This window comes from Methylophilus sp. 14, assembly GCF_015354345.1.
Taxonomy (GTDB): Bacteria; Pseudomonadota; Gammaproteobacteria; order Burkholderiales; family Methylophilaceae; genus Methylophilus.
Map to the genome: position 1 here is coordinate 752220 of NZ_JADKYS010000001.1, position 23718 is coordinate 775937.

The window sequence follows — 23718 nt, forward strand, 5'->3', positions numbered from 1 at the left end:
CTAACAAACCATAAAGTTTTATCGTAGAGAGGAAGAAACACTATGTCAGATATGCAAGTTTTAGGTCGCGAGGGTAATGTATCAGCGGCGCAAAATCGCGTGCTGCGTAATACATATGCTTTGCTCGGCTTGAGCATGGTGCCAACCGTGATTGGTGCTTATGTCGGCATGCAAATGAATTTTGGCTTTATGGCCGCGCATCCGTTTATCTTTGCCATTGGTTTTATGGCCGTGATGTTCGGCATGTTTAAACTGATTGCCGTGAACCAGAACAGCGGTGTAGGCGTGTGGTTGCTGTTGGCCATGACCTTTGTGTTTGGCGTGATGCTGGGTCCTATCCTGCAATTTGCACTGCATTTGCGTAACGGTGCCGAGATTGTTGGCCTGGCTGCTGCTGGCACGGGTATTACTTTCTTGAGCCTGGCTGCAATTGGTTCTTCCCCTGCACGTGATTTCAGCGGCATGGGCAAGTTCCTCATGATCGGCCTGATCCTGGCGATTGTGGCTGGTTTGGCCAATATGTTCTTCCAGATTCCAGCGTTGTCACTGGCGATTTCCGGTGTGTCCGTGCTGATTTTCTCCGGTTATATTCTGTATGACGTGAATCAGATCGTACGTGGCGGTCAGACTAACTATGTGATGGCCACCCTGAACTTGTACCTGGATATCTACAACCTGTTTGTAAACCTGTTGAATATCCTGCTGGCTTTGCTGGGCAACCGCGACTAAGCATTGGTTCAGATTCAAGTAAAAGAACCCGCCAATCGGCGGGTTTTTTATTAGCCCATTTAGGGTATTGCATTAAATACATATCAGGCATACAGTTATCGTTCTAATTTTTACAACGGTTGAGGAGGGGGATGTATGTCAGTAGTAACAAAAACTTTGTGTGCGGTTGCTGTGTGTGGTGCATTGTCAGCACCTGCTCAGTCTGCAGTGATTTTTTCAGATAACTTTGATAGTTATCCTTCAACGACGAATGCCACAGACTTTGGTGGTAACTGGACGGTCACCAATGGTACGGTTGATGTCATTGGCAATGGCTATTTTGATTTTTATCCAGGCAATGGTCTTTATATTGATTTGGATGGCAGCTCTAATGATCCGGGTGATTTCAGCTCTAAAGCGCTGAATGTCGCAGCGGGGACTTACACTCTGGAGTTCGTGCTGTCAGGCAGTACGCGTGGCGAATCAAACACAGTCGATGTCAGCTTCGGTAGCTATAGCGAAACATTCACCTTGGCTTCTAATGACCCGATCATGACCTATACGCGTACGGTCAACTTCGCTTCCAACTCGCTGGCATCCATCGTCTTTAAAAATGGTGGCAGCGATAACATGGGCGCATTGCTGTTTAATGTTTCCGTCACCACGGTGCCTGAGGCAGAAACCGCCGCCATGATGCTGGCCGGGTTGGGCATCATCGGCTCAATTGTCCGTCGCAGAAAGCTTCGTTAATAAAACTGGTTGATTTGAAACAAAGCCCGCGGATAGCGGGCTTTTTTTATTTTCGTGCTGTTTATTCCGCCTCAAATAATTATCTTGATATGGTTTATTGCAGCCAAGTCGGCTGACTGCAACCAAAAAAATCGGCTGTAAAGATTAATTAATTCATAACTATATGATTTAAATAATAAAATTATCCTGCTGTACATGGTTTGATTTTTGCAGCTTCTCCTGCTGGAGGGAAGTATGTTAAATAAAAAAATAAAATCAGCGTTGTTTCTTGCAACCTATTCTTGTGTGTCAATGGCTGCAGATGTAAATGAAAACACCCCTGATAAAAAACCGCAAGCCGCAGATCCAAACGCTGCCATTCAACTGGATGAGATCGAAGTCAAAGCCAAGCGCCGTCGCATTATTACGCCGTTACCAGGTCTACCCATAGATAGAGAAACGGCCACAATTAATATTCAAAGTGCGACAAGTAAGGAAATTGCCGAGTCCAAAGCGACGAACGTCACAGAGTTTCTTAATGGCAATATGCAGTCGGTCAATGTGACGGATTACACCGGTAATCCTTTTCAGCAGGATTTGAATTTCCGAGGCTTTACGGCATCACCGCAAATCGGCACTCCTCAGGGGATTTCTGTTTATCTGGATGGTGTGCGTGTGAATGAGGCGTTTGGTGAGGTGGTGAACTGGGATTTAATTCCTATGAACGCTATTTCAACGCTCAATATCATTCCAGGCTCTAATCCGATGTTTGGTCACAACACTATTGGTGGGGCATTAGCGATTACAACCAAGGATGGTTTTTCTGACCATTATTTAAGGGCTCAGCATTTGATGGGGGATTGGGGGAGGCAACAGACACAGTTCTCAAACGGTATTCATGGAGATCGTGTTGCATTATTCACTGCATACACGCATTTCAAAGAAGATGGTTGGCGTGTGAACTCTCCGAGTAATGTGAGGCAACTATTTAATAAAGCAACTATCAGGTTTGATGATGGTGAGATTAATTTCTCAGCGCTAAATGTTGAAACCTCACTGTTGGGTAATGGATTGTTACCTAAAGAAATGGCTGATTATGATCGTGAGCAGGTGTTTACCTCACCTGATCAGGCCAAGAATACTCTCGCTCATTATAATTTAGGCGGTACCTGGTATGTCACTGACAAAGTGAGTTTGTCTGGCCTTGTTTACAGGAGAAATCTCAATCAGACTGCTTTGGGGGCTGATGTTTATCAAGGATATAAAAGGCTGATTAATGCTTGGGGAGGCGGTTCTACGGATGCCGATGCTGACGGTGTTGACGATGTGGGAACCCTCAATGGCATGTTAAACCAGTCTTCATTGAAGTCGAGTGCAGATGGATTTTCTGCGCAAATGACTTATGAAGGCGAAAAGCACCAAATTGCTGCTGGTGTGGGGATTGATTCTAATCAGATAGCCTTTCAACAATCACAAACACTGGCTGTTATTGGCGAAGGGAATGAGCTGTCTTTAACAACAGATCCATTTTTTGCGGATCAGGGTTACGGTGTTCAGACAACCTTTCCTGGCATTATTCGTAACAGGCTTACCGGTAGTAGTCGTACGAAAGGGGTATTTTTTAGTGACACCTGGAGCCCTATTGATACGCTGCATTTGACTTATGGTGCACGTATGAGTTGGGCGAATGTTAAGAACTACCTGATTTCTGACCGTGGTAATGACATGTACAACTTCTCTGACAGGCTATTCAGACCTGAAAATCAGCGATGTGTTGATATGAAAAATCTGGCCACCGATTTTGGTCGGTTTGTCTGTACGACCGGAGATTACGACTATCGGAGTTTTAATCCCTCCCTGGGCGTGTCATGGGAGGCCAAAGAGGATCTCACTGCTTACGGTAATGTGAGCCGTGGCTCGCGGGTGCCCTCAGTCATCGAGCTGGGTTGTGCAAAAGACGACTCTGGACAGGAAGGGAATAGTGATAACTTTCAATACGGTTGCTCCATTCCAACCTCGTTAACCGCTGACCCTTATTTGAAGCAAGTACGCTCGACAGCTTATGAAACCGGGTTGAGGGGGAATTATGGTGGTTTTGATTGGAATATTGGTGCATTTGTCACCAATCTTAAAGATGACATTTTGTTTATTCCTTTAGGTCAAAAAAATCGAGGTGTGTTTGATAACTTTGGTAAAACCCGTCGAGAAGGGATTGAGATGGGGTTAAAGGGTGTCTATGGCAAAAGCACCCTGAGCCTAAATTACACCTGGATGAAAGCAACCTTCCAAAGTAGTGCTCAAATTATCAATGATGCCAACAGTAGTAACAGTGAGACTACTACACAGCAAGCGATGGTCAATGTTGAGTCTGGCGACCAGTTGCCTGGTATGCCTAATCATATCGTTCAAGCTAACTGGAATTTTCAGGCGACACCGCGCTTCGACTTTACGCTTTCAATGATTGCTCATTCCTTTTCATATGTCAGAGGGAATGAAAATAATGAACATCGACCTCGAGCAGCGACATTGCTTGATCTGAATGGAGATGGTCAGGCGGATCGTGACAGGTATGATTTTACCGGGGCAGGCAAAATTTCTGGCTACGCTGTTTTTAATTTACGTGCGAATTACAAATTTGACAATGGCATTTCATTGTTTGCGCGGTTGGATAACGTTTTTGATCGCGAGTATGCCACTGCAGGTAATTTGGGTAGAAATCCATTTACACCAGAGGGTGCTTTTAAGTTTGATCCTGTCACCGTAGATTCTGGATGGAAAAACTCCACATTTATCAGTCCTGGCGCACCGAGAGCTGCATGGGTTGGGATTAATTTTGATTGGGGATGGGATAAGGTGAGAAAGTCGAAAGCCGTGCAGGGGGCGGTTGTTGAGTAGGGGGCAGGATTTTGGCTAAGGGATGGTTGTTGGTTTTTTTTTTTGGTTGTATGTAACCACCAGTGGTTCAAAATTCATGAATTGATTTTGATTATTTCGGTATTCCTAACAAGCATCAGCGCTCAGGGTTGAATTTTTTTGCGTAAATCATGGTTAACGTTTTGTGTAACCTTTTGATTATTATATTTTTTTTATTTTCATATTATCTTCAATAAAACAACCAGTCATTTTTCTCCTGGTAAAACATTATCTGGCATGTTGCTTGCGTTTACTTCCCGGTGTAGTGGTAAAAATATTATTAATAAGCCATGAATACGTAAGTGAAAAAATTGATAGTTAAACTAGGAGAAATAGCAATGAAGTTAAAATCACTGGCCATCGCAGCCATTTTTGCGGCATCTGCATCCACCGCTTATGCGGGTAATTTCGTTACATTGGGTACAGGTAATGGAACAACGTTGACACCAGGGAATATCTCTGCAGGCACTGGCGGTAACGGTCTTGTGAATGGTGCCCAAAATCCCAATGCTGACGTTTACCGAATTGAAGTGCTTTCAGCTACTTATTTGACCGGTTACGAAAACACCAATCCCTTAGGCAATATCGTTGCGGATACTATCAATTATCAAACATTTAACCGTGTGGGACAGAACAATGTTCCAACGGGCACTGGCACGCTGACTTTGCTGGATTGGAAAGTGCATACTGGTGTTGACTTGTCACCAGGCTCAGCCCAAGCCGATATTTACGATTTTGTTTACCGTGACAGTTCTGATAACTCCTTGGTATTCGCAACGCGTTATTTGAATCGCGAAGCCAATAACGAAGAAGCTAACTATCTGTTCCGCTACAACTACACCAATACACCAGGGTATCAACCAGGTGTTGCGTGGATGTTCTCCAGTGATAACGATTTGCGCATGTATCAGGCGGCCTTGACCACCGATATTACTTTCAATAACTCTGTCCCATATGTGGATGGTGTTGTGCGCCAAAAAGGTGACTTCAGTGTTTCAGAAGGCAACCCATGGTCTGGTTTGTTTTTGGTGAAAACAGATGCGGAATACTACTTCTACAGTGACGATATCAAGGCAATTGGTTTTGCCCAGGCAGGTGAAGAAGGTCAGCCAGTTGTAAATGGCTGGATTGGTGGTTTTGTTGCCAGTGCAGTGCCAGTGCCAGAGCCAGAGAATTACACGCTGATGATGTTGGGTCTTGGTGTGATCGGTGCCATGGTTCGTCGTCAAAAGAAACAAGCATAAATAAAAATAATAGCCATGAAAATATGGCGGACGTTAGTCCGCCACTATTTTTAACTTTCTTGAGGGATATGCAATGAAATTAGTTACTTTGAAGCTGGCAGTCGCTGCCGCTGTTTTTTCCTTGGGCACTGCAACAGCTGTTGCGGGTGATTTTACTAACGTACCTTACACCACACCAGATGCTACTGTTGTAAGTGGTGCAACTAATCCTGTTGCGGATCAGTTGTTTCTGGATGCCACTGGCATCACTTGGGCAACCGGGTTTGATGGTCTGGTTGCGCAAACTATCAGCTATAACGCAACAGGTGGTAGTGGTACATTGAATTTACTCTCATTCAGAGAAAACGATGATATTCAGTTAGCAGGTCAAGAAGTCGGTGATCTGTATGACTTTGTTTATCAAGACTCGCGTGATGGTAAGTTGGTGTTCGGTACCCGCTTAATCCTCGAAGCTGAGGAAGAGGTTGGTGAAGAAGAGGAAGGTGAGGAGTTCGAAGTTGAGTTGAACTTTATCTACCGCGGTGGTTTTACCAACTACTCAACTGCAGCTGCTTGGGCGTATATCGGTGACAATGACTTGCGTATGTATAACGCGGCGCGTACCGATAGCTTTGAGCTCGATGGCCCATTTGATGCGGATGCCGATTTGATCCGTTTTCAGGCCGATATCAGCCCAGAAGAAGGTAACCCTATTTCTGGCCTCTATCTGGTAAAAACAGATGCGACTGCATTTGCTTTAGCTGCGAATGCAATCGGTTATTACCAAGCGGGTGAAGAGGGACAAGCGGTTGTTGGCGAGTTCCTGGCAGGCTATGCACCTACTGCAGTGCCAGAGCCAGAAAGCTACGCTTTGATGATGTTGGGTCTGGGTGCAATCGCCTTTGCCCGCCGTCAGAAAAAACAAGCTTAATAGCAAAGACTTTTTATTTTTAAAAATATCGAACATGGGCGGTGAAAACCGCCCTTTATTGAGGGGTGAATTGATGAAAAACGTAATTAAAACTGCTGTACTGGCTGCATTGTTAGCTGTTTCTGCACAAGCTTCTGCTAAAACTGCCATTTTTGACTTGAACTTTATCGCCACAAATAATTACGGTACGACTGCTAATAGCGTCGGTACTGTCACCGTGACCGATCTGGCAGATTTGTCAGCAGGTGATGGTGTACGCGTGACTGTGAGCTTGAGCAATTTGAGCCAGTTTGCTTCTGGTAACACCGGTGCAGTTTGGATTTCATCCTATGAGATGAACTTTGCTGGTACTGAGTTGCTAGGCAGCGATAACGTGCGTCATGTAGCAGGTTTGAATACTTCCAATATTGAGTGGGAAGAAAATGGTTGTGTTGGTTACGGCACTAACTGTGCAACATCAACACCCGTTGGTGGTTGGGGCGGTGACGCTTCAGACCCTGCATTTGGTCAAGAAATCAACTTTGCAACCAGCACATTTACCAACGGTCAGTTTTCAACAATTGACTACCTAAATGGCGGTATCGCTGCTTACACTGGCTTTTCAGTTGATCAATTGTTAGCAAATGCGGTTCAGCACAATAGTGACGCAGATGCGCCTGATGCATACTTCTGGATTCGTATCCGTGGTAACACGGCTGCAAACGGTGGTGGTATGGCTTCAAATGGTTACTGGGGTAACAGTATTGTGAACGGCTCTAACACAGGGTTGAACTACCGTTTGAACGTATTGGCAACCTCTGCAACTGTTGTACCAGAAGCTGAAACTTTCGCTATGATGATGGCTGGTTTAGGCCTGATCGGTGGTATCGTTCGCCGTCGTAAATCTGCTTAATTAAGTTTAAGTTCGGCTGCAAACAACAAACCCGCCATTGGCGGGTTTGTTGTTTTATGAGTATCTGAAAATAAGTGCGCTAGGTGTCAATTGGTCGTTTGGATTTAGCTAATCTGCGCTGCCGGAAAAAGTCACTCAACAGTGCGCCACATTCCTCCGCTAATACGCCGCTAATCAATTCGCAATGGTGATTCAGCTTTTGTTCGGCCATCAAGTTGACCACACTGCCACAACAGCCGGTTTTCGGGTCGCTGGCGCCATAGACCAGGCGGGCGATGCGCGCATGCTGGATGGCGCCGCTGCACATGGCGCAGGGTTCTAGCGTGACATAGAGGGTGCAGTCGACCAGGCGGTAGTTACCCAAATGCTGGGCTGCTGCACGCATGGCTTGAATTTCAGCATGTGCTGTGGGGTCGCTCAGGCTGATCGGCGCGTTGCTGCCTTGGCCGATGACCATGCCGTCTTTGACTACCACGGCGCCGACCGGCACTTCGCCCAGGCTGGCAGCTTCTGCGGCCAGTGCCATGGCTATGCGCATAAAGTCTTCGTCTTGCATTGGGCTATCTGCTACTGTTTTTATCGGCCAGGCGAATCAGGATATACACCAGGCTCATGGTAAATGCGCCAGCTAGCCAGATACCAATTTCTTCATAGGTCGGGGTGGCGTCTTGCACCGGCAACACAATCAGTTTGCGCAAAAACATCACCAGCACCACCTCGATAAACGTTTCCACCAGCAGTTTATGGCCACGCAGGTAACGGATTTCAGCTGAGATCAATGCCGAGATAGACCACAGCAGCATTAATGTGCCCAGTGCGCGCAAAAAGCCATGCACCAGGTTATGTGCATAAGCGGCTTCTTTCACATCCAGAAAAAACAGCCAGGTAAACATGATGACCGAGGTGGCCAGCGCCAGGCCGATGATGATGTGCGCCAGGCCGTTGAGCCAGAGCATGGCTTTGATGGCAATGCGGTTGAGCGGTTCAAACTCTTCGGGAAGTTGCTCTTGTGACATGCGGCGTCCTGTGTCTTGTTTTTCAGGATGATAAATCATTTATCCAGCAATTGCTCCAGCGATAATGCGCAACATTCTTTGAGCAGCCATTGCATGGCTTTGCCCATCTCGCTGGGGCGTTGTTGCCGCCAGGCGATAAAAGTCGGGCCGACAGGTTTGGGCTCTGAGACTTGCTTGAGGATGAGTTTGCCTTGTGCCGCCGCTGCTTGCGCCATGAATTTCGGCAGGTAGCCGATGGCGATGCCTGCCATTTGGGCCTGCAACTTGGTTTGCATGTCTGGTACGGTTAATACATCCTGCCCCGAGAGTATGCCTGAGGTGCGGGGCGGTAGATTGCGGGAGCTGTCTGCGGCGGCTACCACGCGGTACTGCACGATATCACTCGCGCTAAGGGGTTCGGGTAATTGCGCCAGCGGATGATGCGGCGCGACGGAAAACACAAATTCCAGTTGACCCAGGAGGTGGGTGGCAAAGCCTCCACCTGGCGGCGGATCGCCCGGCGCGCCAATCGAAATATCTGCACGACCCGATTGCAGGGCATCCCAGCTGCCACCATAGACTTCCCGCACCAGCTTGATCCGCGTACCAAAGCCTTGCTGATAAAACGACTCGAGGATATTTAACACAGGTGTAAAGTCGAACAAGTCGCTGATTGCGATGGCAATATCGGTTTCAATGCCAGTGGCAATCCGTTGTACGCGACGTTCAAGCGCATGCGCGGCGTCGAGCAAATAGCGTCCTTCTTTTAGTAACTCTATGCCCGCTTGCGTGAGGGTGGCGCGGTGGCCACTGCGGTCAAATAACTCCAGTCCCAGATCTTCTTCGAGGCGGCGTATGGTGTAGGTGAGCGCAGAGGGCACGCGGTAAAGCGATTCCGCGGCGGCGGCGAAGCTTCCTTTGCGGTCTATGGCATCAATGACTTCCAGGGCTTCCAGGCTAAGTTTAATCGTCATGAGAGGTTAATCAAAAAAACTGAACAAGAAATGCAAAATGTTTTGCTATCAAAAGATTAAGTGTTTTTTTATCATACATTTAATCTTTCAAATGGAGTGAATAAATGTTACATGTTCGCCCTTCAAATGCCCGTGGTTACGCGAATCATGGCTGGTTGGAAAGCTTTCACAGTTTTTCTTTTGCCAGCTATTACGATCCTGAACATATGGGCTACTCCGTGTTGCGCGTGATTAATGATGACAAGATCGCCCCGACGACAGGCTTTGGCATGCATGGCCACCAGGACATGGAAATTATCACCTATATGCTGGCAGGCGAGTTGCGCCATACCGACAGCATGGGTCACAGTGAAGTGATCCGCGCCGGGGATGTGCAGCGCATGACGGCGGGCACCGGTGTGCGCCATAGTGAGATGAATGCCTCTGGTGAAGCGACCGCACATTTATTGCAAATCTGGATTACGCCTGACACCCTGGGATTGCCACCTAGTTATGAGGACAAAACGATTCCTTTGGCAGACAAGCAAAACCGCTGGGCATTGATTGCTTCGCCAGGTGCGCAGGCGGGGTCATTAAAAGTACATCAGGATGTGTCACTGTATGCAACGGTGTTGACTGCCGATAAAGCGCTGCCTGTGCATGTGATGGCCGGTCGCTCGGCTTATCTGCATATTGCCCGCGGCGAGGTCGAGATTGATGGTCAGCGTCTGCAGGCCGGGGATGCGCTGATGGTGGACGTATCTAATGAGTTAAGCATGCGCGCAGTGCATGAGAGCGAAGTGTTGTGGTTTGATTTGCCGCCAGAGGCGGAATAGTTGCGGAATAATTTTTGAATAGTTGATAAGGAGCTAGGAAATGACTCAAGTTGCGATTGTTTATCATAGTGGTTATGGCCATACGGCTGAGCAGGCCAAAGCGGTGGCGCGTGGCGCACAAAAAGTGGCGGGCGTGACAGTGAACTTGTTAACTGTGGACGAGGCGCAGCAGCAGTGGGATGTGCTCAAGGCTAGTGATGCGATTATTTTTGGTAGCCCAACCTATATGGGTTCCGCTTCTGCCCAGTTTAAAGCCTTTATGGATGCCAGCTCCAAAGCCTGGTTTACCCGTGACTGGCAAGACAAGATTGCCGCCGGTTTTACTACCTCGGCCAGCCAGAGTGGCGATAAATTGAGTACCTTGTCGCAATTGTCAGTGTTCGCAGCGCAGCATGGCATGATCTGGGTCAGTTTGGGCTTGATGCCAGGGAACAATCACAGCAATGGGTCGGTCAACGACTTAAATCGTTTGGGTAGCTTTTTGGGCGCGATGGCGCAAGCTAACTCTGACCAAGGCCCGGACCTGGCACCGATTCAGAGTGATTTGCTGACCGCTGAGCACTTGGGTGAGCGTGTCGCGACCGTCACTAAACGATTTTCTAAATCCGCATAACGCAGCGGCTTTACCCTTCAAAAACTAAGGAGACAATAAGTGAAAAAAATCATTCTTGCGCTGGGTTTGTTAACAGCCACACAAGTGTGGGCGGCAACGGATACTTACAATATTGATGCGACACATAGCTTTGCTAACTTTAGCATTCGCCATGTGGTGTCAAAAACCACGGGTACGTTTAATGATGTGACCGGTGTGGTGACTTTGGATCCTGCCAACCTGAACACGGCCACTGTGCGTGCGGCGATTAATGTCAGCAGCGTGAATACTGGTTTCGGTAAACGTGACGAGCATATCAAGGCGGATAAATACCTGGATGTGGGCAAGTACACGCAGATTTTGTTTGAAAGCACCAAGTTTACGGCCAGCAATCAGACCCAGGCGGTGATGCAAGGCAAGCTGACGATGCATGGCGTGACCAAATTGGTGGATATTCCAGTGAAAGTGTTGGGTTATGGTGCTGATCCATGGGGCGGTCAACGTGCGGGTTTTGAAGGTCATTTGACCATCAAGGCGTCAGATTATGGCTTTGGCTGGGCCACCGGTGCGAATGCACCAGTGGGTGATGATATTGAAATCACCTTGTTGATCGAAGGCGTCAAGGCGAAATAATTTTTTGCTATTTTTAGATCGTGATGGCTGTGCGGACTTGCGCTGGGTGTTCAAGTCCGCACAGCTATTTTCGCGCGCAATTAAAGATAAATGGAGATGAATATGGCATTGGATTTGTTTTCCCCAGTTGAGCTAGGCAGCCTTGCCTTGCAAAACCGCGTGGTGATGGCACCGTTGACGCGCAATCGTGCAGGTGAGGGCGGTGTGCCGCAGGCAATGAACGTCACTTATTACGAGCAACGTGCAACCGCAGGGTTGATTATTACCGAAGCCACGCCGATTTCACCCATGGCGCATGGTTATCCGGCTTTGCCAGGTATTTATACCGATGCGCAAGTGGCGGGTTGGAAAAAAGTCACCGATGCCGTGCATGCCAAAGGCGGCAAAATTGTTATTCAGTTGTGGCATGTAGGCCGTATTTCCCATCCTAGCCTGTTGCCTAACCAGGCGACGCCAGTGGCACCTTCTGCCCTCAAGCCAGCGGGGCAGGCATTTACGTATCAAGGTTTGCAAGATTATGTGACACCACGGGCGCTGGATGTGTCAGAGCTGCCTGCGATTGTGCAAGATTATGTGCATGCCACGCGTTGCGCGATTGCCGCCGGGTTTGATGGCGTGGAGGTGCACGCGGCTAATGGTTATCTGCTAGATCAGTTTTTGCGCGACGGTACGAATCAGCGCAAGGACCAATATGGCGGTTCACTTGAAAACCGTACGCGCTTGTTGCTAGAGGTGGTGCAGGCCGTGGTGGATACCATAGGTGCTGACAAAGTGGGTGTGCGTTTATCCCCAGTGAATCCGTTTAATGATATGCGGGATAGCCAGCCGCAGCAGACGTTTAATTATGTTGCGCAGGCGCTGAATCAATTTAACCTGGCTTATCTGCATGCCGTTGAAGGAGGCATTCATGGCGGTGGTGAGTCTGAGCCGTTTGATTTTGCGACGTTCCGTCAATTGTTTAACAGCGGCTATATTGCTAACCTCAGTTATGACAAGGCACGCGGTGACGCGGCGATTGCCAGCGGCCACGCCGATGCGGTGGCTTACGGCGTACCGTTTATTGCCAACCCTGACCTGGTGGCGCGCTTTGCCAGCAATGCGCCACTCAATGCCGCAGATTCGGCAACCTTTTATGGTGGCACCGAGCATGGTTATACCGATTATCCATTTTTGACGGCTTAATCAATGGGTGTGTCGCGCGAATGCTATCGATTCGTTGCGATATGCCCTGTTGTGCTTGCCGCTCACGGTGTGCGGGCGTAAAATTCGCGCAACGCGAATTCAAACGAGCTAACGCTCCGCACATTGTGAGTTAATTTCTGCATGTCCCGTCTTGATATCCCTCCCTTATCACCGCACAAAACGGTGGTTGCCAACTGGAAAATGCATGGCAGCCTTGCCCGCAACAAGACCTTGCTTGATGGCTATCTGCAAGGCTTGCAATCATTGCCGCAAACCGATGTCGTGGTCTGTGTGCCTTACCCTTACCTGGCGCAAATGCAGTCCGTGTTGGCTGGTACATCTGTGGCTTGGGGCGCGCAAAACATTGCCAAGTATGAAGAGGGTGCTTATACCGGTGAAGTGAGTGCGGAGATGTTGCGCGACTTTGGCGCGCGTCATGTCATCATCGGCCATTCCGAGCGCAGTACTGCCTATTGCGAATCGGATGAAAATATTGCCGAGAAATTCATGATGGCCAAACGGCATGGTTTGACGCCGATTTTGTGTGTCGGTGAAACCTTGCTGGAGCGCGAGGCGGGCGTGATGGAGCGCGTGGTCGGTAAGCAGCTGGAAACGATTATCCGCCTGTTTGGTGGCGAGGCATTTGCGCACACCATTGTGTCTTATGAGCCGATTTGGGCCATCGGCACGGGCCTGGCAGCTTCGGCCGAACAAGCCGTGGCCATGCACCAGTTTATTCGTGACACCGTTGCTGCTGCCGATAAAACCGCGGCGGATAGCTTAAAAATCCTCTACGGGGGCAGCGTAAACCCGCAAAATGCGGTACAATTATTAAATCAGAAGGAAATAGATGGTGCGTTGGTCGGTCGTTGCTCGTTAGATGTTGGGCAATTTATAAAAATATGTGAGGCCGTGCCTGTAAAATAGTACCTCTAGCTCAATAGCGAAAGAGCCAAAAGCCGTATCGTTATTAAATTATCGGATTAAGAAATATGGAAAATGTCATTCTCGTCATTCATGTGTTGGCAGCCGCTGCCGTGATTGGCTTGGTCTTATTACAGCATGGCAAGGGCGCCGATATGGGTGCCGCCTTTGGAAGTGGTGCCTCCGGCAGTTTGTTCGGTGTCTCCGGCTCTTCTAACTTGCTCAGCAAGCTGACATCGATTTTTATTACAGTGTTTTTTGCAACTAGCTTGACGCTGGCATTTATGTCCAGTCATAAAGCGGGTTCTGGCAGCGTGGTTAAATCTGCGTTGACACAACAGGCTCCGGCCAAAGGTGAAGCAGTTGAAGCTGCCAAGCCAGTTGAAAATACACCCAAAGATATTCCTAATTAATATTTAGCCGTCGTGGTGGAATTGGTAGACACGCTATCTTGAGGGGGTAGTGACGAAAGTCGTGCGAGTTCGAGTCTCGCCGACGGCACCAGTCCCATGTTGTGTTGACGACGTGGCTGGATGGGAATTGGTTATTTGGGAGTATTTCAATGTGCTGTTGAGCAGGATGCATTGAAATAACTTGTTAACATGATCGATTAAGGCAAATCAGTGTTAGAAAACTATTTCCCAATTCTGATGTTTATCCTGGTCGGCCTGGGCGTAGGCTTGGGGCCGTTGCTTGCAGGTAAAATTCTCTCTCCGCACAAACCTGATGCGGAAAAAAACTCTCCTTATGAGTGCGGCTTTGAGGCATTTGAAGATGCCCGCATGAAATTCGATGTGCGCTACTATCTGGTCGCCATTCTATTTATTCTGTTTGATCTCGAAATTGCATTTCTTTTCCCGTGGGCGGTGGTGATTCAGGAAATTGGATCCGCTGGCTTCTGGGCAATGATGGTCTTTTTGTTTGTATTGGTGGTCGGCTTCATCTTTGAATGGATGAAGGGCGCCCTTGAATGGGATTAATGCAAAATGAGCATTGAAGGCGTATTGGAAAAAGGGTTTGTCACTACCACGCTAGACACAGTGATTAACTACACGCGGACCGGCTCTTTGTGGCCGATGACATTCGGCCTGGCATGCTGTGCGGTGGAAATGATGCATGCTGGTGCTTCACGTTACGATCTGGACCGCTTTGGGATTGTGTTCCGTCCTAGTCCGCGTCAGTCTGACGTGATGATTGTCGCTGGTACGCTGGTGAATAAAATGGCGCCCGCTTTGCGTAAAGTGTATGACCAGATGGCTGAGCCGCGCTGGGTGATTTCCATGGGTAGCTGTGCCAACGGCGGCGGTTATTATCATTACTCTTATGCGGTGGTGCGTGGCTGTGACCGCATCGTGCCGGTAGATGTCTATGTGCCTGGATGCCCGCCAACAGCTGAGGCTTTGTTGTACGGCATTATCCAGTTGCAAAAGAAAATCAAGCGCACCAACACCATCGCCAGAACCTGATTTCAGATCAAAAAACGCAAATACTTAAGCCCAAGAAATTAAACTATGTCCGCAAAACTCGAACATTTGTCCGCGCAGCTCAAGTTGGCCTTGGGTGATGGTGTGGTCAGGCTGGAACAGAAGCTGGGTGAGATCACAGTAGAAGTACATGTGAAACACCTGCTGGCTGTCGCAGAAAAACTCAAAACACATGCCGAGCTTAAGTTTGAACAGTTGATTGACTTGTGTGGCGTCGATTATTCCGATTACGGGGATGGTCGCTGGGAAGGTCAGCGCTATGCTGTCGTGTTGCATTTACTGTCTGTGAGCCTGAATCAGCGTGTACGTATCCGCGCGTTTGCCGCAGATGATGACTTCCCAGTATTCCCGACCCTGGTCGATATCTGGCCAGTAGCGAACTGGTTTGAGCGCGAAGCATTTGACCTGTATGGCATCATGTTTGAAAACCACCCCGATTTACGCCGCCTGCTGACTGACTATGGTTTTGTTGGTCATCCTTTCCGTAAAGATTTCCCCATGATTGGTAATGTTGAAATGCGTTATGACCCGGTGCAGCAGCGCGTGATTTATCAGCCAGTGTCTATTGATCAGCGGAACAATGTGCCGCGCGTGATTCGTGACGAGGGTGCTCACCATGGCTGAAATTAAAAACTATACGATGAACTTCGGCCCGCAGCATCCTGCGGCGCACGGGGTGTTGCGTTTGGTGCTGGAGCTGGACGGTGAAGTGATTCAGCGTGCTGACCCGCATATTGGCTTGCTGCATCGCGGCACAGAAAAGCTGGCCGAAAACCGTACTTATCTGCAAAGCGTGCCTTATATGGACCGTCTGGACTATGTGTCCATGATGGCCAACGAGCATGCTTACGTGATGGCGATTGAAAAAATGCTCGGCATAGACGTGCCTGTGCGTGCGCAGTATATCCGCGTCATGTTCGACGAAATCACCCGTATCCTCAACCACTTGCTGTGGTTGGGAGCACATGCGCTGGACGTTGGCGCGATGACGGTATTTTTATATGCATTCCGTGAGCGTGAAGATTTGTTCGATGTCTATGAAGCCGTCTCAGGCGCGCGTATGCATGCGGCCTATTACCGCCCGGGTGGCGTCTATCGTGACCTGCCGGAAAAAATGCCGCAGCACGAAACCACCAAGTTCCGTAGCGCAGACGAAATCAAAAAACTCAATGAGAACCGCCAGGGGTCCATGCTGGACTTCATTGAAGACTTTACCAAGCGTTTCCCAACTTATGTTGATGAATACGAAACCCTGTTAACTGATAACCGTATCTGGAAGCAGCGTACGGTAGGTATTGGCGTAGTGACGCCTGAGCGTGCGTTAGCACTGGGCTTGACGGGTGCCATGTTGCGTGGCTCTGGTATCGCCTGGGACTTGCGCAAGAAACAGCCGTATGAAGTCTATGACAAAATGGACTTTGATATCCCGATTGGTGTGAACGGCGACTGTTATGACCGTTACCTGGTGCGCGTGGAAGAAATGCGCCAGTCCAATCGTATCATCAAGCAATGTATCGATTGGCTGCGCAAAAATCCAGGTGCGGTGATTACTGATGATAACAAGATTGCGCCGCCTAACCGTGAAGGCATGAAAACCAATATGGAAGACTTGATTCACCACTTCAAGTTGTTTACCGAAGGCTTTCATGTGCCTGCAGGCGAAGCTTATGCGGCGGTAGAACATCCCAAAGGCGAGTTCGGCATTTACATGGTGTCGGATGGCGCCAATAAACCATACCGTTTGAAAATCCGTGCGCCGGGTTTCCCGCACTTGGCCGCATTGGATGAAATGACACGCGGTCACATGATTGCTGACCTAGTGGCGATTATTGGGACACAGGATATTGTGTTCGGCGAGATCGACAGATAAGCCGAACGCATCAACGGAACGAAGAGATAGCACGGATCGAAAAGACAAGGTACAAGCATGCTCAGTGCAGAATCCATTGAAAAGATTGAATACGAACTGTCGAAATATCCAAAAGACAGACGTCAGGCGGCCGTGATGTCGGCCTTGCGGATTGTACAAATGGAACGCGGCTGGTTGTCTAAGGAAAGTATTTCTGAAGTCGCCAAGTATTTGCGTATTCCGGAAATCGCTGCGCTGGAAGTAGCGACTTTCTACAATATGTACGATCTGGAGCCAGTCGGCCAACACAAGATCACGATCTGTACCAATATCTCCTGCATGCTGCGCGGCTCGGACGAGATTGTGGAACACTTGCAGCATAAGCTGGGTGTTGGTTTTAACGAAGTCACAGCGGACGGCAAGTTTTGCCTCAAAGAAGGCGAGTGCATGGGCTGTTGTGGCGGTGCACCGTTATTGCATGTGAATAACAGCGAAATGCACGAATTCTTGACCACTGAAAAAGTGGATGCCCTCATTAACGAGTTGAACAAGGGCTAAGGAACTGACATGGCAAAGACTTCAAACGCGACAGTGAACACTAAACCTGTGGTCAAAACCGAGTTGGCTGGTCAAACCCTGGTGACCTTGCGTACGCTGACAGAAGACAATCCAGCCTCACTGGCTACCTATGAAAAACTGGGCGGCTATGCGCAGCTCAAGCGCCTGGTGGCTGAGAAAGTCAAAGCGCCTGAGATTATCAGCCAGGTCAAAGTCTCTAATTTGCGTGGCCGTGGTGGCGCAGGTTTTCCAACCGGCCTCAAGTGGAGTTTTATGCCACGGTATTACGATGGTACCAAGTACCTGGTCTGTAATACGGATGAAGGTGAGCCTGGGACGTTTAAAGACCGAGACATTATCCGTTACAACCCGCATCAGTTGATTGAAGGTATGGCGATTGCGGCTTATACCTTGGGTGCGCGCGTGGGCTACAACTATATTCACGGAGAAATCTGGCAGGATTACGAGATTTTTGAAGCCGCCCTGGCTGAAGCACGCGAGGCAGGTTACCTGGGTGAAAACCTGTTTGGGTCAGAGTTTAGTTTTGATTTATATGCCGTGCATGGCTATGGCGCTTATATCTGTGGTGAAGAAACCGCACTGATTGAGTCGATTGAAGGCAAAAAAGGCCAGCCACGCTTCAAGCCGCCATTCCCGGCCAGTTATGGCGTGTTTGGCAAACCGACCAATGTAAACAACACTGAAAGCTATGCCTCTATCCCGTGGATTATGCAGCATGGTGGTCAAGCCTTTGCTGACCTCGGCGTGCCTAACTCCGGCGGTAGTAAATTGTTCTCGGTGTCTGGCCACGTTGAAAAGCCTGGCAACTATGAAATTAAAATGGGCACGCCTTTTAAAGACTTGCTGGAAATGGCCGGTGGTATCTGGAAAGGCCGCAAGTTAAAGGCCGTGATTCCAGGCGGCCCGTCCACTGCGGTGATGCCAGCCAGCGCCATCGAAAATGCCACCATGGATTATGATGGCCTGAGCAAAGCAGGTTCCAGTCTGGGCGCGGGATCCATGATCGTCATGGACGAAACGACCTGTATGGTGAAAACGCTCAAGCGCCTGAGCTACTTTTTTTATGAAGAAAGCTGTGGCCAATGTACGCCATGCCGTGAAGGCACGGGCTGGGTCTACCGCATTATTGAGCGCATCGTAGACGGCAAAGGCAAAATGGAAGATTTGGATTTGCTGACAGATTTAAGCAATAACATTTCTGGCCGCACCATTTGCGCGCTGGGCGATGCGGCAGCGACGCCGGTATTGAGCTTTATCAAGCACTTCCGTCCTGAATTTGAATATTACATCCAGCATGGCAAGTCCATGGTCGATGGTAAATAAACGCTATCAAGCTTAACGGTAATCACATGCTAAACATCGAAATTGACGGCAAACCACTAGAAGTCGAACACGGCAGCACCATTATTGATGCTGCGGATACGGCAGGCATCGCCATCCCGCGCTTTTGTTACCACAAAAAGCTGTCCGTGGCTGCCAACTGCCGTATGTGTCTGGTGCAGGTAGAAAAATTCAACAAGCCACTGCCAGCCTGTGCGACGCCGGTGGCCGATGGCATGAAGATTTATACTCGTAGTAAATCAGCCGTTGAAGCGCAACAAAGTGTGATGGAATTTTTGCTGATTAACCACCCGCTGGATTGCCCGATTTGCGATCAGGGTGGTGAGTGTGATTTGCAGGATATTGCCGTGGCTTACGGTGCCTCTGGCTCGCGTTATACCGAAGAAAAACGGGTGGTGTTCAATAAAAATATCGGTCCGCTAGTGAGCACCGATATGACACGTTGTATTCAATGTACACGCTGTGTGCGCTTCCTCAAAGAGGTCGGCGGCATGCAAGAATTAGGCCTGGTCAACCGAGGTGAGCATGCTGAAATTACCGCTTATGTTGACCAGTCTGTGAACTCGGAGCTCAGCGGCAACATTATTGATTTGTGCCCGGTAGGCGCATTGACCAGCAAACCGTTCCGTTATTCTGCCCGTAGCTGGGAGCTGGTACGCAGACCTTCGATTGCCCCGCATGATGGCTTGGGCTCACATATTGAAGTGCATGTTAAAGACAACAAGGTCATGCGTGTGTTGCCGCGTGAAAAAGAGTCGATTAACGAGTGCTGGTTATCTGATCGTGACCGTTTCTCATACGAAGGCCTCAATAGCCCGGACCGCCTGAAAGTGCCTATGATCAAGCACAACGGCCAATGGCAGGAAACCGACTGGAAAACCGCGCTGGAATTTGCCGCAGGTCAGTTGAAAGACATCACCAAAGAATATGGCGGCGATGCCTTGGGCGTGCTGGTGTCACCCAACAGCACCATGGAAGAGGGTTACCTCATCAAGCAACTGGCTGAAGGGTTGGGCAGTGGCAACGTAGATTATCGTCTGCGTCAGACCGATTTCCGCCTGGATGGTAAACGGACAGGCACGCCATGGATGGGCTGCAATATCCAGGAAATCGAAGAGCTGGATCGTATCCTGCTGATTGGTTCTAATCTGCGCAACGAGCATCCATTGCTGGCACAGCGTATCCGCAAGGCGGTGGCGAATGGTGCTGAGCTGTGCATAGTCAGCCCGCTGGATAACGACCCATTGATGGATATCGCGCATAAGGTCATTGTGCGTCCTAACGATATGGTCAATGTGCTAGGCCAGATTCTGAAAGCCATGTCCGGCTTGCAAAAGCTGTCACTGTGCTTGCCACCGACCCTGAATACATTGCTGGAAGAAATCCAGGTTCGTCCAAACACACAGAAAATCGCCGAGTGCCTGGCTGGTATCAGTGAAGAGTTGATCCTGATCGCGCCTAAAGTCGGTATTTTCCTTGGCAATATGGCCTTGAGTGACCCACGTTTTACCGAGATGTACAGTATGGCTGAAGCCATCGGTGGTATCACAGGCGCCAAAGGCGGTATCTTGCCGCCGGCCGCGAATAGCACCGGTATGCACCTGATGGGGGTCATGCCGTCTGCTACCGGGATGCATGCCCGCGCCATGATTGAAGTGCCACGCAAGGCCTACCTGTTGCTGAACATTGAGCCTGAGCTGGATTGCCAGCATGCGGCGTTGGCGAGTGAGGCAATGGCGAAAGCCGAGTGCGTGATTGCACTCACGGCTTATAAATCTGCTGCGCTGGATAACGCTGACATTTTGTTGCCGATTGCACCGTTCACTGAAACCTCTGGTACGTTTATGAGCATGGAAGGCCGCGTACAAAGCTTCCAGGCCGTAACTCGCCCACTGGGTGAAACCCGCCCTGGCTGGAAAGTCTTGCGTGTATTGGCCAATACCCTGGGCTTGCCTGGCTTTGATTACAACAGCTCAGAAGAAGTCAAAAACGCGATTTTCAATGGTGAAAAACCTTCTGCCGTGGTGTGGCGCAGCCTGAACAACAACTTGAAAGAGTTGGTAGAGATTCAGGTCAATATCAAAAAAGACGGCCTGCAACGGATTGGGGAAGTGCCGCAATACGAATTTGACCCGATTGTGCGTCGTTCTGCCCCGTTGCGAAAAACCAAATACAACATCCGGCCGATGGCGCGCATGCGTGCTGAGCAATTGGCTGAGTTGGGATTGCAGGATGGTGATATTGTGGTCGCCAGCCAGGACAAGGGCAGTGCAGTACTCAAGGTGCGCGTAGATAACCATGTGGCCAAAGGCTGCGTACGTGTCGCCGCGGCCCATCCGTTAACCGCGGGTCTGGGCGACCTCATGGGTGACATCACCATTGCTAAAGCCACGGCTGATCAAGTGGCGCTTTACGAAAAACAACTGACCGAGATGGCATAACATGCAATTCTTTGCTGAATTATTTGGATCCTACTGGGCAGACGTGCAACTGGTAGTGTGGACGCTGATCAAGATCGTGGCCATTGTGTTGCCACTGATGATAGGCGTCGCTTACCTTACCCTGGCAGAGCGTAAAGTGATTGGGTTTATGCAGGTACGTATCGGCCCTAACCGTGTGGGTTATTTTGGCCTGTTGCAACCATTGGCGGATGGTTTAAAGCTGCTGTTTAAAGAAATCATCCTGCCTACCGCTTCTAACAAGGCATTGTTTTTTATTGGCCCGGTGTTGGCGATTGCACCTGCGTTTGCGGCATGGGCGGTGATTCCGTTTGATGCGACCTTGGTGTTAGCCAATGTCGATGCAGGCCTGTTGTATATTCTGGCCATGACCTCAGTCGCGGTATATGGCGTGATTATTGCGGGTTGGGCCTCCAACTCCAAATATGCTTTCTTAGGTGCGTTGCGCTCAGCGGCTCAAATTGTGTCTTACGAGATTGCCATGGGTTTCACCCTGGTGGGCGTACTCATGTGTGCTAACTCCTTGAATCTGGGCAACATCGTGATGGGCCAGGAGGGCGGTTTCTGGCACTGGTATTTCCTGCCACTGTTCCCGCTGTTTGTGGTGTATTTCATCAGTGCCGTGGCTGAAACCAACCGTGCGCCGTTTGACGTGGCCGAAGGTGAGTCCGAGATTGTGGCTGGTTTCCACGTCGAGTATTCCGGCATGGCGTTTGCCGTATTCTTCCTGGCTGAATATGCCAACATGATGCTGGTCTCCATGCTAGCGGCGTTGATGTTCCTCGGTGGCTGGTTGTCCCCAGTGCCGTTCCTGCCAGACAGCATTTTGTGGTTGCTGGCAAAAGTGGCTTTCTTATTGTTCCTGTTTCTGTGGTTCCGAGCGACCTTTCCGCGCTACCGCTATGACCAGATCATGCGTCTGGGCTGGAAAGTATTTATTCCCATCACGCTGGTCTGGATTGTTGTGGTGGGGGCGATGATGCAAACGCAATGGGCTTATTTGTTCCACTAAACCGGGCGCTGCACAAACAGGGATTTTGGAAACCTTACCATGTTGAATTCGATTAAAAATACATTAGGCAGTTTGATGTTAGTGGAAATGCTGAAAGGCATGGCACTGACCGGACGCTATTTCTTTGCCAAGAAAATCACGATTCAGTATCCGGAAGAGCGGACGCCACAATCGAACCGTTTCCGTGGTCTGCACGCATTGCGTCGCTACCCGAATGGCGAAGAACGTTGCATTGCCTGTAAATTGTGCGAAGCCGTTTGCCCGGCAATGGCGATTACCATTGAGTCTGACCAGCGTGAAGATGGCACCCGTCGTACCACACGCTACGATATTGACCTGACCAAGTGTATTTTCTGTGGCTTTTGTGAAGAGTCCTGCCCGGTAGACAGCATTGTGGAGACGCGTATTTTTGACTACCACGGCGAGCAGCGCGGTGACTTGCTTTACACCAAGCAAATGCTGCTGGAAGTGGGCGATAAGTACGAGGCACAGATTGCAGAAGACCGCGCCCAGGATAAAGTCTATCGATAAGCGCAGACAGGATAATCATGTTATTTACCGATATTGTTTTTTACGTACTGTCAGCCATTTTGCTGTTTTCTGGCATTCGTGTGATCACTACACGCAACCCGGTGCATGCGGCGCTGTTTCTGGTGTTGGCTTTTTTTACGGCAGCCGGTATCTGGCTGCTGCTAGAAGCTGAGTTTCTGGCCATTGCCCTGATTTTGGTCTATGTTGGCGCCGTCATGGTGTTGTTCCTGTTTGTGGTGATGATGCTGGACATCAACCTCGACAAGTTACGCGAGGGATTCTGGGAGTATCTGCCCATGGCCGGTCTGATTGGTGTCTTGATGGTGGTCGAGATGACCATGGTACTGGCAGAAAAAAACCTGCATCCAAGTGAGGCGGTAGAGTTACCCGCCAATTACAGCAATACCGCTGCCTTGGGCAAAGTGTTGTATACGGACTATCTGCTGCCCTTTGAACTGGCTGCCGTGGTGTTACTGGTAGCGATGATCGCAGCCATTGTGCTCACTTTGCGTGAACGCAAAGATAACAAATCCATGAACCCTGCCGAGCAGGTCAAAGTGAAGCGCAACGACCGTCTGCGCATTGTGTCTATGCCTGCCGAAGTAGAAGAAGCCCCGGCAGCGCCGACAGAGGAGAAAAAGTAATCATGGTCGGTTTGTCACATTACCTGATTTTGGGCGCACTGATGTTTGCCATCAGTGTGATTGGGATTTTCCTCAACCGCAAAAACGTGATTATTTTGCTGATGGCCATCGAATTGATGCTGCTGGCTGTGAATCTCAACTTTATCGCCTTTTCACATTACCTGAACGATATCGCTGGTCAGGTATTTGTGTTCTTTATCCTGACCGTGGCCGCCGCAGAGTCTGCGATTGGTCTCGCGATTCTGGTGGTGTTGTTCCGTAACTTGCGTACCATCAACGTCGACGATCTCGATCAGTTAAAAGGTTAA

Annotated in this window: 26 protein-coding genes and 1 tRNA gene; 24 read left to right on the forward strand and 3 right to left on the reverse strand. The window is 49.4% G+C overall.

Annotated elements, in window-relative coordinates:
- The first annotated feature begins 42 nt into the window (after positions 1-42).
- The 6 genes from INP78_RS03805 to INP78_RS03830 all read left to right on the forward strand — a co-directional run bounded on the left by INP78_RS03805 (position 43) and on the right by INP78_RS03830 (position 7396).
- Positions 43-729 carry a Bax inhibitor-1 family protein gene (locus INP78_RS03805; protein ID WP_194740832.1) on the forward strand — a complete coding sequence of 229 codons (687 nt, stop codon included), beginning with the start codon at positions 43-45 and terminating at the stop codon, positions 727-729.
- Between the two features lie 135 nt (positions 730-864).
- Positions 865-1458 carry a PEP-CTERM sorting domain-containing protein gene (locus INP78_RS03810; RefSeq protein ID WP_194740833.1) on the forward strand — a complete coding sequence of 198 codons (594 nt, stop codon included), beginning with the start codon at positions 865-867 and terminating at the stop codon, positions 1456-1458.
- A gap of 234 nt (positions 1459-1692) precedes the next feature.
- Complete coding sequence (locus tag INP78_RS03815) at positions 1693-4332, forward strand: TonB-dependent receptor (RefSeq protein ID WP_194740834.1); 2640 nt, start codon at positions 1693-1695, stop codon at positions 4330-4332.
- Between the two features lie 356 nt (positions 4333-4688).
- On the forward strand, positions 4689-5594 hold the full coding sequence (locus INP78_RS03820) for a PEP-CTERM sorting domain-containing protein (protein ID WP_194740835.1): 906 nt from the start codon (positions 4689-4691) through the stop codon (positions 5592-5594).
- 73 nt (positions 5595-5667) lie between these two features.
- Positions 5668-6504: a PEP-CTERM sorting domain-containing protein gene (locus INP78_RS03825; protein ID WP_194740836.1), complete on the forward strand. Its 837-nt coding sequence runs from the start codon at positions 5668-5670 to the stop codon at positions 6502-6504.
- Positions 6476-7396 carry a PEP-CTERM sorting domain-containing protein gene (locus INP78_RS03830; protein WP_228522629.1) on the forward strand — a complete coding sequence of 307 codons (921 nt, stop codon included), beginning with the start codon at positions 6476-6478 and terminating at the stop codon, positions 7394-7396. Before INP78_RS03825 ends, INP78_RS03830 begins: the two co-directional genes overlap by 29 nt.
- Before the next feature lie 79 nt (positions 7397-7475).
- On the opposite strand, the gene tadA is transcribed toward INP78_RS03830, so the two are convergent.
- Genes tadA through INP78_RS03845 form a run of 3 tightly spaced genes read right to left on the reverse strand, consistent with a single transcriptional unit; the run spans position 7476 to position 9365 of the window.
- A complete protein-coding gene (tadA, locus tag INP78_RS03835; protein WP_194740837.1) occupies positions 7476-7952 on the reverse strand; it encodes a tRNA adenosine(34) deaminase TadA in 477 nt (158 codons plus the stop codon).
- A 4-nt stretch (positions 7953-7956) separates the two neighbouring features.
- Complete coding sequence (locus INP78_RS03840; protein ID WP_194740838.1) at positions 7957-8412, reverse strand: phosphate-starvation-inducible PsiE family protein; 456 nt, start codon at positions 8410-8412, stop codon at positions 7957-7959.
- Between the two features lie 35 nt (positions 8413-8447).
- Positions 8448-9365, reverse strand: a complete 918-nt coding sequence (locus INP78_RS03845; protein WP_194740839.1) for a LysR family transcriptional regulator — start codon at positions 9363-9365, stop codon at positions 8448-8450.
- 104 nt (positions 9366-9469) lie between these two features.
- Between INP78_RS03845 and INP78_RS03850 the strand changes: the two genes are divergently transcribed.
- The 18 genes from INP78_RS03850 (at position 9470) to nuoK (ending at position 23718) form a co-directional block, all read left to right on the forward strand.
- Positions 9470-10180, forward strand: a complete 711-nt coding sequence (locus INP78_RS03850) for a pirin family protein (RefSeq protein WP_194740840.1) — start codon at positions 9470-9472, stop codon at positions 10178-10180.
- Positions 10181-10220: 40 nt separating this feature from the next.
- Positions 10221-10793: a flavodoxin family protein gene (locus tag INP78_RS03855; RefSeq protein WP_194740841.1), complete on the forward strand. Its 573-nt coding sequence runs from the start codon at positions 10221-10223 to the stop codon at positions 10791-10793.
- 39 nt (positions 10794-10832) lie between these two features.
- Positions 10833-11405, forward strand: coding sequence for a YceI family protein (locus INP78_RS03860; RefSeq protein WP_194740842.1), 573 nt, complete (start codon positions 10833-10835; stop codon positions 11403-11405).
- A 102-nt stretch (positions 11406-11507) separates the two neighbouring features.
- Positions 11508-12587 (forward strand): alkene reductase, encoded by a 1080-nt coding sequence (locus tag INP78_RS03865; protein WP_194740843.1) that lies wholly within the window; start codon positions 11508-11510, stop codon positions 12585-12587.
- Between the two features lie 141 nt (positions 12588-12728).
- The gene (tpiA, locus tag INP78_RS03870) at positions 12729-13514 is read left to right on the forward strand and encodes a triose-phosphate isomerase (RefSeq protein WP_194740844.1); all 786 of its coding nucleotides are present in this window, start codon (positions 12729-12731) and stop codon (positions 13512-13514) included.
- A gap of 65 nt (positions 13515-13579) precedes the next feature.
- Positions 13580-13924 carry a preprotein translocase subunit SecG gene (secG, locus tag INP78_RS03875; RefSeq protein ID WP_194740845.1) on the forward strand — a complete coding sequence of 115 codons (345 nt, stop codon included), beginning with the start codon at positions 13580-13582 and terminating at the stop codon, positions 13922-13924.
- Between the two features lie 6 nt (positions 13925-13930).
- Positions 13931-14015, forward strand: a tRNA-Leu gene (locus tag INP78_RS03880).
- A 146-nt stretch (positions 14016-14161) separates the two neighbouring features.
- Positions 14162-14491 (forward strand): NADH-quinone oxidoreductase subunit A, encoded by a 330-nt coding sequence (ndhC, locus tag INP78_RS03885; RefSeq protein WP_036307833.1) that lies wholly within the window; start codon positions 14162-14164, stop codon positions 14489-14491.
- Between the two features lie 6 nt (positions 14492-14497).
- Positions 14498-14977, forward strand: a complete 480-nt coding sequence (locus tag INP78_RS03890; protein WP_018985714.1) for an NADH-quinone oxidoreductase subunit B family protein — start codon at positions 14498-14500, stop codon at positions 14975-14977.
- A gap of 45 nt (positions 14978-15022) precedes the next feature.
- Complete coding sequence (locus INP78_RS03895; protein WP_194740846.1) at positions 15023-15619, forward strand: NADH-quinone oxidoreductase subunit C; 597 nt, start codon at positions 15023-15025, stop codon at positions 15617-15619.
- Positions 15612-16865 (forward strand): NADH-quinone oxidoreductase subunit D, encoded by a 1254-nt coding sequence (locus INP78_RS03900; RefSeq protein WP_019881814.1) that lies wholly within the window; start codon positions 15612-15614, stop codon positions 16863-16865. The genes INP78_RS03895 and INP78_RS03900 overlap by 8 nt, the downstream gene beginning before the upstream one ends.
- 57 nt (positions 16866-16922) lie before the next feature.
- Entirely contained in the window at positions 16923-17402 is a 480-nt protein-coding gene (gene nuoE / locus INP78_RS03905) for an NADH-quinone oxidoreductase subunit NuoE (RefSeq protein ID WP_194740847.1), read from the forward strand.
- Positions 17403-17411: 9 nt separating this feature from the next.
- Positions 17412-18746: an NADH-quinone oxidoreductase subunit NuoF gene (gene nuoF, locus INP78_RS03910; protein ID WP_194740848.1), complete on the forward strand. Its 1335-nt coding sequence runs from the start codon at positions 17412-17414 to the stop codon at positions 18744-18746.
- A 26-nt stretch (positions 18747-18772) separates the two neighbouring features.
- Entirely contained in the window at positions 18773-21205 is a 2433-nt protein-coding gene (nuoG, locus tag INP78_RS03915) for an NADH-quinone oxidoreductase subunit NuoG (RefSeq protein ID WP_194740849.1), read from the forward strand.
- Between the two features lies 1 nt (position 21206).
- A complete protein-coding gene (gene nuoH, locus INP78_RS03920; protein WP_194740850.1) occupies positions 21207-22235 on the forward strand; it encodes an NADH-quinone oxidoreductase subunit NuoH in 1029 nt (342 codons plus the stop codon).
- A 39-nt stretch (positions 22236-22274) separates the two neighbouring features.
- Positions 22275-22766 (forward strand): NADH-quinone oxidoreductase subunit NuoI, encoded by a 492-nt coding sequence (gene nuoI / locus INP78_RS03925; RefSeq protein ID WP_194740851.1) that lies wholly within the window; start codon positions 22275-22277, stop codon positions 22764-22766.
- Between the two features lie 17 nt (positions 22767-22783).
- Positions 22784-23410: an NADH-quinone oxidoreductase subunit J gene (locus tag INP78_RS03930; protein WP_194740852.1), complete on the forward strand. Its 627-nt coding sequence runs from the start codon at positions 22784-22786 to the stop codon at positions 23408-23410.
- Between the two features lie 2 nt (positions 23411-23412).
- Positions 23413-23718 carry an NADH-quinone oxidoreductase subunit NuoK gene (gene nuoK, locus INP78_RS03935; protein WP_019881823.1) on the forward strand — a complete coding sequence of 102 codons (306 nt, stop codon included), beginning with the start codon at positions 23413-23415 and terminating at the stop codon, positions 23716-23718.

What these genes read in the sequence shown, in the direction of transcription:
- INP78_RS03810 (WP_194740833.1), top strand. Translation starts at nt 865, where the DNA reads ATGTCAGTAGTAACAAAAACTTTGTGTGCGGTTGCTGTGTGTGGTGCA.
- INP78_RS03895 (WP_194740846.1), top strand. Translation starts at nt 15,023, where the DNA reads ATGTCCGCAAAACTCGAACATTTGTCCGCGCAGCTCAAGTTGGCCTTG.
- INP78_RS03930 (WP_194740852.1), top strand. Translation starts at nt 22,784, where the DNA reads ATGTTATTTACCGATATTGTTTTTTACGTACTGTCAGCCATTTTGCTG.
- INP78_RS03900 (WP_019881814.1), top strand. Translation starts at nt 15,612, where the DNA reads ATGGCTGAAATTAAAAACTATACGATGAACTTCGGCCCGCAGCATCCT.
- nuoG (WP_194740849.1), top strand. Translation starts at nt 18,773, where the DNA reads ATGCTAAACATCGAAATTGACGGCAAACCACTAGAAGTCGAACACGGC.
- INP78_RS03855 (WP_194740841.1), top strand. Translation starts at nt 10,221, where the DNA reads ATGACTCAAGTTGCGATTGTTTATCATAGTGGTTATGGCCATACGGCT.
- nuoK (WP_019881823.1), top strand. Translation starts at nt 23,413, where the DNA reads ATGGTCGGTTTGTCACATTACCTGATTTTGGGCGCACTGATGTTTGCC.
- INP78_RS03805 (WP_194740832.1), top strand. Translation starts at nt 43, where the DNA reads ATGTCAGATATGCAAGTTTTAGGTCGCGAGGGTAATGTATCAGCGGCG.
- tpiA (WP_194740844.1), top strand. Translation starts at nt 12,729, where the DNA reads ATGTCCCGTCTTGATATCCCTCCCTTATCACCGCACAAAACGGTGGTT.
- ndhC (WP_036307833.1), top strand. Translation starts at nt 14,162, where the DNA reads ATGTTTATCCTGGTCGGCCTGGGCGTAGGCTTGGGGCCGTTGCTTGCA.
- INP78_RS03845 (WP_194740839.1), bottom strand. Translation starts at nt 9,365, where the DNA reads ATGACGATTAAACTTAGCCTGGAAGCCCTGGAAGTCATTGATGCCATA.
- nuoF (WP_194740848.1), top strand. Translation starts at nt 17,412, where the DNA reads ATGGCAAAGACTTCAAACGCGACAGTGAACACTAAACCTGTGGTCAAA.
- INP78_RS03840 (WP_194740838.1), bottom strand. Translation starts at nt 8,412, where the DNA reads ATGTCACAAGAGCAACTTCCCGAAGAGTTTGAACCGCTCAACCGCATT.
- INP78_RS03890 (WP_018985714.1), top strand. Translation starts at nt 14,498, where the DNA reads ATGAGCATTGAAGGCGTATTGGAAAAAGGGTTTGTCACTACCACGCTA.
- INP78_RS03820 (WP_194740835.1), top strand. Translation starts at nt 4,689, where the DNA reads ATGAAGTTAAAATCACTGGCCATCGCAGCCATTTTTGCGGCATCTGCA.
- INP78_RS03865 (WP_194740843.1), top strand. Translation starts at nt 11,508, where the DNA reads ATGGCATTGGATTTGTTTTCCCCAGTTGAGCTAGGCAGCCTTGCCTTG.
- nuoE (WP_194740847.1), top strand. Translation starts at nt 16,923, where the DNA reads ATGCTCAGTGCAGAATCCATTGAAAAGATTGAATACGAACTGTCGAAA.
- tadA (WP_194740837.1), bottom strand. Translation starts at nt 7,952, where the DNA reads ATGCAAGACGAAGACTTTATGCGCATAGCCATGGCACTGGCCGCAGAA.
- nuoH (WP_194740850.1), top strand. Translation starts at nt 21,207, where the DNA reads ATGCAATTCTTTGCTGAATTATTTGGATCCTACTGGGCAGACGTGCAA.
- INP78_RS03825 (WP_194740836.1), top strand. Translation starts at nt 5,668, where the DNA reads ATGAAATTAGTTACTTTGAAGCTGGCAGTCGCTGCCGCTGTTTTTTCC.
- nuoI (WP_194740851.1), top strand. Translation starts at nt 22,275, where the DNA reads ATGTTGAATTCGATTAAAAATACATTAGGCAGTTTGATGTTAGTGGAA.
- INP78_RS03815 (WP_194740834.1), top strand. Translation starts at nt 1,693, where the DNA reads ATGTTAAATAAAAAAATAAAATCAGCGTTGTTTCTTGCAACCTATTCT.
- INP78_RS03850 (WP_194740840.1), top strand. Translation starts at nt 9,470, where the DNA reads ATGTTACATGTTCGCCCTTCAAATGCCCGTGGTTACGCGAATCATGGC.
- secG (WP_194740845.1), top strand. Translation starts at nt 13,580, where the DNA reads ATGGAAAATGTCATTCTCGTCATTCATGTGTTGGCAGCCGCTGCCGTG.